The sequence below is a fragment of the Streptomyces sp. SDr-06 genome, assembly GCF_003324565.1.
In the GTDB taxonomy this organism is placed as follows: Bacteria; Actinomycetota; Actinomycetes; order Streptomycetales; family Streptomycetaceae; genus Streptomyces.
The window spans coordinates 636,786-650,363 of record NZ_QOLA01000002.1; the positions used below are offsets into that span (position 1 = coordinate 636,786).

Annotated in this window: 10 protein-coding genes; 3 read left to right on the forward strand and 7 right to left on the reverse strand. The window is 71.3% G+C overall.

The genetic code is table 11. The features are described 5' to 3' along the window. Positions 1-254: 254 nt before the first annotated feature. Positions 255-1,145: a hypothetical protein gene (locus DT019_RS07255; protein WP_114035796.1), complete on the reverse strand. Its 891-nt coding sequence runs from the start codon at positions 1,143-1,145 to the stop codon at positions 255-257. 153 nt (positions 1,146-1,298) lie between these two features. On the opposite strand from DT019_RS07255, the gene DT019_RS07260 reads away from it, so the two are divergent. Both DT019_RS07260 and DT019_RS07265 read left to right on the forward strand, forming a co-directional pair. Next, the gene (locus DT019_RS07260; RefSeq protein ID WP_114035797.1) at positions 1,299-1,952 is read left to right on the forward strand and encodes a response regulator; all 654 of its coding nucleotides are present in this window, start codon (positions 1,299-1,301) and stop codon (positions 1,950-1,952) included. A 7-nt stretch (positions 1,953-1,959) separates the two neighbouring features. Beyond that, positions 1,960-3,126 (forward strand): sensor histidine kinase, encoded by a 1,167-nt coding sequence (locus DT019_RS07265; RefSeq protein WP_114035798.1) that lies wholly within the window; start codon positions 1,960-1,962, stop codon positions 3,124-3,126. Positions 3,127-3,232: 106 nt separating this feature from the next. On the opposite strand, the gene DT019_RS07270 is transcribed toward DT019_RS07265, so the two are convergent. The 6 genes from DT019_RS07270 to DT019_RS07295 form a co-directional block, all read right to left on the reverse strand. Further along, a complete protein-coding gene (locus tag DT019_RS07270) occupies positions 3,233-3,793 on the reverse strand; it encodes a hypothetical protein (RefSeq protein WP_114035799.1) in 561 nt (186 codons plus the stop codon). Between the two features lie 23 nt (positions 3,794-3,816). Beyond that, entirely contained in the window at positions 3,817-4,254 is a 438-nt protein-coding gene (locus DT019_RS07275) for a hypothetical protein (protein ID WP_147267282.1), read from the reverse strand. Positions 4,255-4,339: 85 nt separating this feature from the next. Continuing rightward, on the reverse strand, positions 4,340-5,140 hold the full coding sequence (locus DT019_RS07280; protein ID WP_114035801.1) for a hypothetical protein: 801 nt from the start codon (positions 5,138-5,140) through the stop codon (positions 4,340-4,342). Positions 5,141-5,189: 49 nt separating this feature from the next. Then, on the reverse strand, positions 5,190-5,705 hold the full coding sequence (locus DT019_RS07285; protein WP_114035802.1) for a hypothetical protein: 516 nt from the start codon (positions 5,703-5,705) through the stop codon (positions 5,190-5,192). A 61-nt stretch (positions 5,706-5,766) separates the two neighbouring features. Then, the gene (locus DT019_RS07290) at positions 5,767-7,323 is read right to left on the reverse strand and encodes a hypothetical protein (protein WP_147267283.1); all 1,557 of its coding nucleotides are present in this window, start codon (positions 7,321-7,323) and stop codon (positions 5,767-5,769) included. A 37-nt stretch (positions 7,324-7,360) separates the two neighbouring features. After that, complete coding sequence (locus DT019_RS07295; RefSeq protein ID WP_114035804.1) at positions 7,361-8,956, reverse strand: pyridoxal phosphate-dependent decarboxylase family protein; 1,596 nt, start codon at positions 8,954-8,956, stop codon at positions 7,361-7,363. 1,064 nt (positions 8,957-10,020) lie between these two features. Here DT019_RS07295 and DT019_RS07300 point away from each other — a divergent pair. Continuing rightward, positions 10,021-13,101, forward strand: a complete 3,081-nt coding sequence (locus DT019_RS07300; protein ID WP_114035805.1) for an endo-alpha-N-acetylgalactosaminidase family protein — start codon at positions 10,021-10,023, stop codon at positions 13,099-13,101. Positions 13,102-13,578 lie beyond the last annotated feature (477 nt).

Below are 13,578 nucleotides of genomic sequence, written 5' to 3' on the forward strand. Positions count from 1 at the left end.
ACCGGCACACCCAGCCGACGACGGCCGCACGTAGGGGCGCGAGGAACTGCGCGACGGGCCCACGACGACCCGCAGCCGAATGAACAGGGGCGCGGGGAACTGCGCGCCCAGCCGACGACGGCCCGCAGCCGAACGAACAGGGGCGCGGGGAACTGCGCAAAACGGCGACGGCCCGCACTCGCAACAAAGGGGGCGCGGGGAAGGGCGCAGAACCAGAACTGCCCGCACCCAGAACACACACCCCCCGCGGAGCGCTACGTGTCGCAGGACAGCACCGCCCCGCACACCCCGCACCGCGCCCGCACCCGCCCCCGCACGGCGACCCGGATCCGCTGGCAGCAGGTCGGGCAGGCGAAGCGGACGCGCAGTCCGTCCGGGCCGGCCTCGAAGGAGTAGGGAGACCCCTGCCCGGTCCAGGCGCCGTGCTCCTGGGCGTACCGGCGGTCCTTGGCGTAGCGCCGCCGCCCCGCCCAGCCCGCCGCGACCAGAGGGGGCTGCTGGGCGTCCCGGCGCGCCAGGGCCGCGCCCGCCGTGTACGCGGGATACGCCTGCGGGCTGGTGAACCAGGGCGAGGGGTCCTCGCCGAACAGCTCGGCCCGCTTGGCGAGGACGTACCCGAACTCCTCCGGGGTCAGATAGCCGAGCTTCTGGCTGGAGAGCCGGTCCTCGCGGAAGGCGTCGAGCAGCAGCCAGCCCGCACCGAGGTAGGTGGTCGCGGTGTCGGTGAGGATCTCGTTGTCGCGGGTGCCGGGGAACGTCAGGTCCAGGCGGTGGAGCAGCACATGCGTGATCTCGTGCGCGAGCGCGGCCCCGATGTCCCGGCGATGGGTCCGGAAGCGGTCGTTCAGCTCGATGAAGTACTCGGGCCCCGCGGCCAGTTCGACGCTCGCCGCGTGCCGCATCTCGCGGAAGCCGACGATCATCCGGGCCTCGGGCAGCCGCAGGTGCTGGACGAGGGCGCGGGCCACCCGCTGGGCCCCCAGGTGCAGGTCGTCATGGTCGGCGAAGGCCACGTCGGCGGGGAGCACGGAGACCGCGTACCCCCGCAGGCCCTCGAAGGACAGCCGCCGGTGCAGCGCGGTGATGGCCGCGCGCACCGTGGCGAGGTGCGGATACCCGTGCACGACGGGGCTCTCGGCGCCCACCCTGCCACCCCCGTTCCCGACCGCGGAGAGGATTCCACTGTACGGGGGCGGGGTCCGACGGCCCCCGCCCCCGACGCACGGACGCACGGGCGCGCACTCCGGCCGGGCGGCGCGAATTTGCGGGTATCCGGCTGAACCTGCTCATATAGGGGCATGTCGATCACAGTGGTCATCGCGGACGACCAGGAAATGGTCCGGACCGGGTTCCGCATGATCCTGGAGAGCAGGTCCGACATCGAGGTCCTCGCCGACGTCGTCGACGGGCACGCCGCCCTCGAAGCCGTCGAGCGGCTGCGCCCCGACGTGCTGCTCCTCGACATCCGGATGCCCGGCCTCGACGGGCTCGAAGTCACCCGCCGCCTGGCCGGCCGCGACCGCCCCCGCATCGTCATCTGCACCACCTTCGACCTCGACGAGTACGTCCACGCCGCGCTGCACGGCGGAGCCTCCGGCTTCCTCCTCAAGGACGCCAGCCCCGAGATGCTCGTCGAGGCGGTCCGCGCGGCCGCGGCCGGCGACTCCCTCGTCTCGCCCGCGATCACCGTGCGGCTCCTGAAGGAGCTCGCCGAGGCCCGCCCCGCCGGCGGCGCGCGGACCCCCTCGGAACCGCTCACCGAACGCGAACGCGACGTCGTGCGCTGTCTGGCCCGAGGCGCCACCAACGCCGAGATCGCGGGCGAGCTGTATGTGTCGCTGTCCACCGTGAAGACCCACCTCGCCAACGTCCAGGGCAAACTCGGCGCCCGCAACCGGGTGGAGATCGCCGCCTGGGCCTGGGAGAGCGGACTCGCCACGAGCGCCGCGTGAGCCGCCCGTGAGCCCCGTACGCGGCTGGCTCGGCCGCCATCCACGCGCCGCCGCCACCGCGCGGCCGGTGCTCGCCGCCGTCCTCGTCGCCCTCGTCACCTACGAAGGCGTGGCGCTCGCCCGCCAGCCCACCCGCCCCCACGCCATCGTGTGGAGCGCAGGCATCGTGGTGTGCGTCTGCGCGGTGCCCTGGGCGCGGATCCCGCTCGTCCCGCGCGCCTGGACCGCGGCCGCCGTCAGCTGGACCGCCACCGCACTGCTCTTCACCGGCCGCCCCGAGATCGTCTGGGGCATGGGCGAGGCGATCGCGCTCCTGGTGCTGCTCTCCTCCGTCCTGCTGTACGCCCCCGCCCGCACCGCCGCCCTCCTCGGACCGGCGCTCGGCCTCGGCTGCATGGCGGCGCCGGTGCGCGACGCCCAGCCCGGACGCTTCACCCTGCTGTTCGCGGTGCTCGCCGTCGTGGTGAGCGCGTACTCGCTCCTGCTGCGCGCCCAGTCGGGCCAGCGGGTCCGCGACCTCGAAGCCGTGCGGACCGCCGAACGCATCGAACTCGCCCGGGAACTCCACGACTTGATCGCCCACCATGTCACCGGCATCGTCGTGCAGGCCCAGGCCGCCCGCTTCACCGCCCTCTCCGGAGAACGCGCCGCCGAGTCCTTCGCCCGCATCGAGGAGGCGGGCGGCGAGGCGCTCGGCGCGATGCGGCGCCTGGTGCGGGTGCTGCGCGAGGGCGATCCGGAGACCGAGCCGGTGGCCGGCCTCGCCCAGGTCCGCGAACTCGCCGCCCGCTTCTCGCGGGCCGGGCCCCCGGCCGTGCTCTACGTGGAGACCGGCCTGGACGAGCGGCTGCCGGGCGACGCCGCCGCCCTCGCCCACCGGGTGGTCCGCGAAGCGCTGACCAACGTGCGCAAACACGCCGCCGACGCCACGGCCGTACGCATCGGCATCCGCACCACCGTCCGCGGCCTCGAAGTGCGCGTCGCCGACGACGGCTCCGGCGCGGTCGCACTCGCCGAACAGGCCCGCGGCGGCGGCTTCGGCCTGGTGGGTCTCACCGAACGGGTCGCGGCGATGGGCGGCGAACTCGCCGCGGGCCCCGCCCCGGAAGGCGGCTGGCAGCTCACCGCCGTCGTCCCGCTCGACGAACCGCCGCCCGGGGAGCGGCGGGCCTGACCGGAACGGAAGTGGGGCGGACCCGGTGGGCCGGGGCGACCGGGCCCCCGGGCCCGCCCCGGCCCCGGCCGCCGATGCGGAGGCGGCCGGGGGGTTCGGGGGGCGGTCAGACCGCGAGGACCCGGATCGAGGGGTGCTCGACGGTGTTCAGGTACAGCTTCTCCTTCTTGCCGTCCTGCTCCAGCTCCACCACCAGGCGGTAGCGGTAGACCCCGGGCCGCGTGGTGCTCAGGATCGTGCCGGCCCAGTAGTAGTAGACGGGCGTGAAGGGGTCACGCATGCGGTCCGGCATCCCGTAGATCTTCAGCTCCGTGCAGATCTTCCGCTCGATGACGTCCTCCTCGTCCCCCCTCTCGGTGTCGAGGAAGACCAGGCTGCTGATCTTCGGCATCGGCGGCCAGGTCCCGTCGGGGCGCTTCTCCATGTCGATCGGCCGGATGATCCAGTTCAGGACCTGGCCCTGCTTGCAGACCGTCTCCAGCCGGTGGGTGCCCTGCCCGGTGCCGCCCACGCTGTTGTCCATCATGTACATGGAGTCCTTCAGCGAACCCGTCGCCGCGGCCCGCCCCATGTTCACGAGCGTCACGACATTGAGCTGCACGGAGTTCAGCTGACCGGGGTTCTGCTTCTCCACCTCGCTGCTGCGGGTGCGCGTACTCGTACTCAACGCTCCTCCTTCGGGCACGCCGTTCAGCCGATCAGGGCCGGCGACAACGTGGTGGTGATGGGGTCGGTGCTCGTGCCCACCCTGAACCTGATCTGGTACGGCACCGGCACCACGGCGTCCTTCTTCACCGTGCCGATCCAGTAGGCGACGTCGGTACCGGGATAGATCTTCCGCTCCGGCTCGATCACCTCCCGGTCGATCACGATGCCGTCGATGCTGACGAACGCCTCGCACTCCAGCGCGAGCACGTTCCACAGCAGCTGGTCGCCGCGCCGCACCTTCGTCCGCAGCTCCTCGGTGCCGAAGCCGGTGGAACCGCCCGCCTTGTTCGTGTCGTACAGATACAGATGGCCGTGCACGCTGTGGGAGGCCAGTGCCCCCACGCAGTCCACCACGGCGGTGATCGAGATCGGTCGCTTGGTGCCGACCGGGGTCTCCCGCGGCCTCGGTTTCGTGGTCATCCGCTCCTCCTCGTCCATGCTGGGTCAGGGGTCCCTGCGAGCCCGGCGCCGCCGCGCGCCCCGCGCGACACGCCTCGGGGCGCCGCTAGGAGAACGGGCGGGGCGGGATGGGCAGCAGGCCGAGCCCCGCCTTGGTGAAGGCGTTGCGCTTGGGCTCCGTGGTGACCCTGATCCTCGACTGGCACGTCAGGTTCACCGGCTCCCACAGCGACTCGCCGCCCTGCTCCACGAGCCGGTGGAGCTGGATGCGCATCGTGTACGCGTAGGTGCCCGGCCGCGACGTGTCGACCGTCGCCGACCAGTACCAGCCGTCGGTCACCAGGTCCGGCGAGCCGTACTCCGCCGGATAGATGATCTTCTCGTCGACGGCCTGGCCGTAGATGTCGGTGATCACCGGCGCGGGATAACTGTGCGCCTCCGTACTGCCGTTGGAGACCACCTTGCCGGTGACGTCGAGGACCTTCTGGCCCGACAGGCGGCCCCGGGTGCGCCGGGTGGTCTTGATCCGCCGGCCCGCGCTCTGCCGGATCCGGACCAGCTCGGCCGCCGCGTCCACACCGCCCGCCGTCGACTTCACCGCCAGGTCGTCCAGCTCGGCGAGCGCCTGCTCGTCGGTCTGGCGCGCCCGCTCGGCCTCGTAGCCGCGCGGCACGGTCGGCGGAATCGAACCCAGGCTGTAGGGCAGCCAGTTGAGGACCTGCTCGCTCGCCTGCGAACCGTCGCTCCAGTACGAGCCGTTGATCGCGGTCACCAGGTCACCGGTGCCCTGGTTCTGGGAGCCCTGCAACTTCATGTTGTCGAACAGGTACGTGTTGCCGTCCAGGGTCCGGGACTCCAGCGCGTTGCCGACGTCCACGAGCACGATGACCGCTAACTGCTGGGGCATGAGCCCACCTTCCTCGTCTCTCGTTGGGGTTCTCGCTCGCCGGACTCGGCTACGGGCACATCAGCGCGGGCGACGCGATGTGCAGCGTGCTGTACTCGCCCTCGTACATCTGCACCTCCAGCCGGTAGGGGTGGGCCACCCCGGGCGCCAGGTAGGGCACCACTCCGCTCCACACCTCCAGTTCGGGGTTGTGGCGCTCCTCGGCGTGGCCGTCGCGGCCCGCCTGGTCCCGGGCCTCGCCCAGGGGTGTCCCCGGTAAGGGCCCGCGCGGTGCGGAGCCCTGGTGCGCGGGTGTGTGCGTGAGCGGGGCGGTGGGCCCGGCCTCGCCGTCCGGGCCGAGGAAGGTGATGTTCTTGATCTCGACCGGGGTCTGGAGGTCCACGGCCAGCGCCGACCAGGTGACCACCTGGCCCGGCTGGACGACCGTGCACAGCTCGGGGGTTCCCTGACCGGTGCTCTGCAGCGAACCGTCGTCGACCATGCACAGGTTCCCGTTGCGCAGGGTGCCGTCCGAGAGCGCCCCGATGACGTCCACGACCACGACGATGTTGACCTTCGGGTTCATCCTCACTCCTGTTCTCGTGTCCTGCTGTCGCGCCTGCCTGGACTGAACGGACCGGCCGGCCTCAGCCGCGGTCCCGCACCAGCGGCACCTTGCCCACGGCCGTCCGCTCGATCTCCGGCGACCCCTTGGGGACGAACGCGATGTGGAAGCGGTAGCCGGTCTTCTCGATCGACAGCGGATTCGCCTCGCCCTGGTTGAACAGCGACAGGGCGCGCGGCACCGCGTTGACGAACACGCTCTGCAGCCCGTACGGGCCGAGCGTGGTGTCCATCCGGTAGGTGAGCCCGGCCACGTCGTCCACCGCGGCGAGCAGCGTGATCGTCCGCCCCTCGCGGTGGTTGACGAACTGCACCTCGTGCGCCACGTCGTCCAGATCGACGGCGGTCGCCGTCCGCAGCTCCTCGCGCAGCGCGTCGTAGGCGCGGGCCGCCGAGTACTGGCTGTCGGCCAGGTGCAGCACGTCGCCGGTGCGCCCCGCGAACTCGAACTGCTGCGTCTTGAGCCCCGGCCCGTCGAGCCGGGGCCGGCGGATCATGCGGTCGCCCAGCTTGAGGCGCAGCAGCGGCGCCTCGTGGGCGTGCAGCCGCGTCACGACCAGCTCGCCCTCCTCGCCCTCGCCGACCCAGCGCCCCCGCTCGTCGACGATCTCGACCAGGTGAAGACCCGGCACGGACGCCAAGTACGGCGATTCGGGGCCCAGTTGGAGGCCGATCGTCTCGGCCTGCGTCGCCGCGAAGTAGCTCAGGATCACCAGGTTCGGATACATCGCCTGAAGCTCGGCCCGCTTGCGCTGCGGCAGCACCCCGCTGCCGTACAGGGCGACCCGGAAGCTGTCCCGGGCCTCCCGGCTCATGCCCGCCCCCAGCTCGCCGAGGATCGCGATGCCCGCCGTGATGCCCATCAGGGCCTTGGGCCCCGGGTACGAGAACATGTGCTCAAGGACCCCGGCGGTGACCGGGCCCGCCCCGATGTAGTTGACGCCGGGGACGTGCTGCAGGACACCGCCGACCATCGTGCCGCTGCTCCACATCTGGTAGTCGGCCAGCGTGGTGTACAGCCATTTGGGGTCGGCGCCCCGCAGATGTCGCGCGAGCTGATAGGTGCCCATGAAGTGACCGGCGAGCTCGTACGTGTCGCGCAACTCCCGCAGGGAGTACACGATTTCCAGCGGACGGCCGCCGCTTGTGCCGCCGCTCGCCACTATTTCGAACCCACCCTGGTTGAGCGGCACCACCAGGCCGGGGCGGTCCCCCATGAAGAAGTCGCGCTGGGTGTCCTTGTCGGACAGCGGAATGCGCTGCCATTCCTCGAACGTCGCCGGAGCGCCGGTGATCCCGGCCTCGGTGAGCCGGTCCCGCCACAGCGGATTCAGCAGGCTGGTGTTCACCATCTGCTGGAGCCGGCGCAGCGTCAACGCGTCCTGGATGTCGTGCGCCAATTCGCTGTAGGGGCTCCCGCAGACCCGTTCGCATTCACGCATCTTGCTGGCGAAGGAGGCGAGGAGCGGAACAGCCGCCACCGAATCGGGTTTCACCTCCCAGTCGGGTATGAGCCGGCCCGCCAGCTCCCCGGCGTCCCCGGGCGCCACCCGGACCTGCGCATCGTGCACTGAACTCATGGACGGCCCCTCTGTTTCTGCTGTGTCGGCGGATTGTTCAGCGGGTCGGCCGGGTTTGGCGGAGCAGATCCTGGCCCACCCTGCGGATTTCGCCGAGCAGCATGCGGAAGTGCTCGGCGGTGACCTGATGGTTCATCATGACCACGCGCAACGCGGCGGCTTCACCCACGTCGACCTTGGAGATGAAGAAGTTCCCCTCACATTTGATCCGGTTCCTGATCTCCACCTGGAAATCGTGCACATCCGCTTCGGAAAGACCCGCCGGGCGATAGCGGAAGCACAGGATGTTGGCCTCCGGGCGGTGCAGGGTCTCGAAGTCGGGCTCGCCTTCGAGGATGCGGTGGACCTCACCCGTCAGACGGCACAGATACTCGATCTTCTGCGCGAACAGGGCCCTGCCGTAAAGGGCCCACAGGGTCCACAACGGCATGATCATCGGGCGTTTGGTGCATTCGAAGTTCTTCTCGCCGCTGTCGAGCGCGGTGTAGATGTCCACGTCCTCGTCGAACACGTAACTCGCCTGCTGGCGGAACGCGCCCAGACTCTTCTCCCTGTTCCGGTAGAACAGCAGGGTGCACGGCGCGGGCGTGAACATCATCTTGTGCGCGTCCCACGTCAGGGAGTCCGCCTTTTCGATGCCCCGCAGTTTGTGCCGCAGTTCGTCCGACACCAGCAGGCTCGCCCCGTGCGCGCCGTCGACGTGCAGCCACATGTCGCGCTCGCGGGCGAGCTCGGCGAGCTCGTCCAGCGGGTCGAAGGCGCCCACCGAGGTGGTGCCCGACGAGGCGACCAGGCAGAACACCTTCAGGCCGCGCCGCTCGGCCGCGTCCAGGACCGGACGCGCCCGCTCCACACAGATCTGGTGCTTCTCGTTCAGCGGCAACCGCACCAGATGCGCGTCGCCGATGCCCATCACCCCCGCCGCCCGCGCGACGCTGTAGTGGACGTCGTCCCCGACCGCGATCGCGGGCCTGAGCTGCCCCGCGAGCCCCGAACCACCCTGCGACCAGTAGCCCGGGAACGCCTGGTTGCGGGCCGCGAGCAGCGCCGTGAGGTTGGCCAGCGAACCCCCGGAGGTGGTGATCATCGCGAAGCTGCCCCGGTCCCAGCCGATGAACCCGTTCAGCTCCTCGGCCATGATCCGCTCGGCCACGCTGGGGAGTTGGGCGGCCTCGTAGAACGAGGAGGGCTGGTTGACGACCGAGCTCACGAAGTCGATCACCCCGGACAGCGGCACGACGCCCGAGAACTGGCGCCCCATGTATCCGGGCGAGTGCACCTGGATGCCCGTCTTGACGTACAGGTCGACGATCGCCGCGAAGTTCTTCTCGTCGAACGCCGCGACCTGCTCGCGCTCCGTCGTCATCAGCGCGCGGGCCGCGTCCGAGATCACCGCCGGGTCGGTCAGGTCGAGCCCCCTGATCGAGAGGTCGGCGAGGTGTTTCTCCAGTTTGGCGACGACCGTCTGCGACTGTTCACGAAAGAGCGCGGGGTCGAACGCCTCGAGTAATAAGCCGCCCTCGAGCGTTTCTGTCGCGCGGGGCGGTGAGGACGCACGCTCCGCCTGGGCGGAGAACGGCTCCGTGCCGTCGTGCCGCACACCGAAGGGACGCTCCGACCGGTATTCCGTCAACGGGATCTCCTCTGAAGAAAGTGACGCGTCCGGGCACGGCGACGGCCCGAGGCTGCCGAGGCAACGGGGAATCGCCGGGGAAAGGCCCGGTGCGCCTGGTCGATGAACCGCCGGGGCCCTTGTACGCGGCGCCTCGCGGGAGCCACGCACCCGCGTGCGGCAGGGCACGGCGTGCTGCCACGCGGTGCGGATGGAGAAAGAAGAAGGGATGTCCGTGGTCCGCGCGAGCACGGGCGGACATCTCAGCCGGGCCGCTCCAGCGGGCCGCCACGTGTCAACAGGGTGGCAGCCCACATCCCGGTGAATTTCCGTGGCACCTGCGGGACCGCGTGCCGGGACCTACGGATCCGAGAGTTCAGCCGTTCTTCATGGACGGTAGTGCGGACCCATGCCGTCCGGGTCGCCGGGAATGCGGATCCGCCGGCATCTGTCCGTGCTGAAAAGGCCGGCCCGCCCCGATGTCCCGGTTCTGCGCCACCGGTCCGTACGGTGTTCGCGAACTCCGTACCACCGCCCGGCGCACCGGGCGATTCCGTCCCTGCTGTTCCGTTTCACCCGCACCATCGGCGTCCGCCCCCTCGTGCTCCCCGAAAGGCGAAGTCCTCCACGACCGGCGGGCCGAGCCCCCATTCGGCCAACCGCACGACAACCTGTCCGCGCCCTGGTCCCGATCATGGCCTGCGCTTCGCAGGAACAACAGTAGGGGCTCACATTCGGTAGCCGAACCATTCCGGAGAGTCTGTCCGAAAAGAAGTAAGGGGCCCCTCGCCGCCCCCCACGCTTTTCGGACAGCACGCCTCCCACGCGGCCCGCGAGAGCGCGACGGACAACAGGGGGTTCTTCCCTTGGCATAGACCAGGGGCAGATCCTTTGTGCCAATTGAACCGGCTCCCTCCCCGCCGCCCCAGCGACCGGTAAACGCCAACCCGGCAGCGCCGGCCCGAACTCCCACCCGCCACCGGAACCCGTTAGTCCAACACCCTTCCCTCCTTTGTCCATGGGCGCGACCGCCCCCGGCGGCACATCGTGGCCCGCACCCGAAGCCGTCACGAGAAGGAGCGAGCGTGAACGCCGAACACCACGGGCCGAAGCGGAGAACGGTCGTCGCGGCCACCGCCCTCGCCGGCGCCGGAGCCGCCCTGGGCCTCCCCTCGACGGCGCGCGCCGCCGGACCGACCGCGGGGGAGACGGTGGTGCGCTCCGCCGCACTCGACGTGCGCGTCGCCACCGCATTCCCGCGCATCGTCTCGTACACCGACCGCGCCGGCGGCGCCGTCCTGCACGGCCAGGAGGACACCGTCACCGACGTCCTCATCGACGGCACCCCCCACACCCCCCGCGTCACCGCCCGCCCCGGCCCGGACCGCGTCGCCTACACCCTCGCCTTCGAGGGCGGCACCCGGATCGGCGTGGAGATCCGCGTGCGGGACAGGCGCGTCGACTGGCGCGTCACCCGCATCGACGACACCCCCGCCCTGCGCGTCGGCACCCTCCAGATCCCCGGCCTCGCCCTGCTCTCCGTACGCAGCGACCAGCCCGGCGCCCAACTCCTCGCCGCCAGAATCCAGTTGGACAAGGCCAAGAGCGGCGACACCCTCGTCACCCCCACCGCCGACACCGCCCCCGACGCCCAGCCCACCGGCTGCGCCTACGCCGTCCTCGCCCATCACGGCCTCGGCGGCGCCATCGAGACCAACACCGTCTACGACAAGCCCGACAGCGCCGCGGGTACCACCTGGGAGAACGGCCGACTGTGGCGCCAGACCCTCCAACGGGACGGCTACACCAAGACGCAGCTCACACCCGGCCAATGGACCCACCGCGCCGCGACCTCACCCACCGGCGCGACCGAACCCCTCCCGTACGCCACCGTCATCGTCACCGGCGACCGGGGCGGCGACGGCATCGTCGACTGGCAGGACGCAGCCATCGCCTTCCGCGACATCATGGTCAACCCCCTCGGCGCCGACGAACAGCACCTCAGGGTCGTCCCGCACATCCCCTTCAACTTCGCCTCGCAGGCCACCAACCCGTTCCTGACCACCCTCGACAACGTCAAGCGGATCGCCCTGGCCACCGACGGGCTGCGCCAGTACACCCTGCTCAAGGGCTACCAGTCCGAAGGCCACGACTCCGCCCACCCCGACTACGCGGGCAACCACAACAAGCGGGCGGGCGGCCTCACCGACCTCAACTCCCTGGTGCGCGAGGGCAGGAAGTGGAACAGCGACTTCGCCGTCCACGTCAACGCCACCGAGTCCTACCCGGTCGCCCACGCCTTCTCCGAGACCCTCGTCGACAAGACCAACCGGCAGTGGGACTGGCTCGACCAGTCCTACCGCATCGACCAGCGCCGCGACCTCGTCTCCGGCGACATCATCCAACGCTTCGCCGACCTGCGCCGCGAGACCGACCCGGCGCTGAACGCGGTCTACCTCGACGTGTTCCGCGAATCGGGCTGGACCTCCGACCGCCTCCAGCGCGCCCTGCGCGACCAGGGCTGGATCGTCGCCTCCGAATGGGGGCACGGCCTGGAACGCTCCTCGCTGTGGTCGCACTGGGCGAACGAGACCGACTACGGCCCCGACACCTCGCGCGGCATCAACTCCCAGCTCATCCGCTTCATCCGGCACCACCAGAAGGACGTCTTCGCCAACAAGTGGCCCACCCTGCTCGGCCACGCCCACATGGGCAACTTCGAGGGCTGGACCGGCAAGACCGACTGGAAGGCGTTCTACGACCTCATCTGGACCGAGTCGCTGCCCGCCAAATACCTCCAGGCCCACCCCGTGCAGCGCTGGACCGACCACGAGATCACCTTCGCCGGCCCCACCCGCACCTCCGTCTCCGACGCCTCGGGCACCCGCCGCATCACCACCGACGACCGCCTCGTCTACGACGGCGGGACCTACCTGCTGCCCTGGGAGCCCCGCGAGGCCACCGACCCGGCGAAGCTCTACCACTACAACCCGGCCGGAGGAAGCAGCAGTTGGCGCCTGCCGCGCGGCTGGTCGGGGCTGCGCACCGCCTACCTGTACCGGCTGACCGACCAGGGCCGGGTGTACGTCCGCGACCTCCCGGTCCGCGCCGGAACCCTCACCATCCAGGACGCCGCCCCCGGCCAGCCGTACGTCGTCCACCGGCGGCGGCCCCGCGCCCAGTCGGACCCGGCCTGGGGCCAGTTCACACCCGTGCCCGACCCCGGATTCAACTCCGGCACGCTGCGGGGCTGGCAGGTCACCGGCGCCGCGCGGGTCACCGCGAACGCGCTGGGCGACTACGAACTCGTCCTGCCCGCCGGAGCGGCGGCCACCCTCACCCGCCGCCTGGCCCGCCTGGCACCGGGCACCTACTCCGCCTCCGTCCAGGTCGAGGTCGGCGAGAGCGCGGGGGAGCGGCGCCGGGCCACGCTCGAACTGCGCACCGCCGACGGCGTCACCGCCACCAACTGGACCGACGCCTCCACCGCGGGCAACCACGTCGCCGCCGACCGCAAACACGGCACCCGCTTCCAGCGCATGTCCGTCCCCTTCAGCGTCCCCTCCGCGGGCGGCCCCGTCACCCTCACCCTGCGCGCCGACGCGGGCACGGCCCGGGTCCGCTTCGACAACCTCCGCGTCGTGGCCGCCACCCCCACCGCCAAGCCGGGCACGATCGCGTATGAGGACTTCCAGAACGTCCCCTGCGGCTGGGGCGTCTTCGTCAAGGGCGACGCGGGCGGCGCCACCGACCCGCGCACCCACATCGCCCAGCGGCACGCCCAGTTCACCCAGCGCGGCTGGAACGGCAAGGCGATCGACGACGTCGTCGACGGCACGGAGTCCCTGAAGTCCCGGGGCGAGAACGACGGCCTGGTCTACCGCACCGTCGACCACACCGTCCGCTTCCTGCCGGGCCGCCGCTACCGGGTCTCCTTCCGGTACGAGAACGAGAAGGCCGGGCAGTACGCCTGGGTCACGGCGGTCGACGAACCGGGCCCCCGTGAGCTGACCCGGGTCGTGCTGCCGGCCGCCACGCAACCGGCCCGGTTCTCCTACGAGTTCACCACCCCGGCGACGGGCACGGCCTGGGTGGGCCTGCGGAAGGTCGGGGACGACGGGGCGGCGGAGTTCGTACTGGACACGTTCGAAGCGGCGGAAATCTAACGCGGAGTGCCCCCGCCCCCCCCCGGGGGAGTTTCCCCACCCACCCACCCGTGCAAGGGGTTGAATGGTTCAGCCCCGGGGGGAGCTATCCCACCCACCCACCCGTGCAGGGCGTTGGATGGTTCAGCCCCGGGGGCTGCGCCCCCAGACCCCCCGCGGGGACTACGTCCCCTGCACCCCTTTCCTAAGGCCCGCCCCCTAAGGCGGGCTGCCTACACCCACGCCGCCAAGGGCAACCCCGCCAGGGGCGCGGGGAACTGCGCGGCAAGCGACGCACGGTCCGCAGCCGACCGCAGGCGGGCGGGAGCACGCGGCGGGGCCGGGGACGCCCGGACGCAGCTAAGGGCCACCCTGCCAGGGGCGCGGGGAACTGCGCGGCAAGCGACGCACGGTCCGCAGCCGACCGCAGGCGGGCGGGAGCACGCGTCGGGGTGGGGGTACGCCCGCACGTTGCCAAGGGCAACCCCGCCAGGGGGG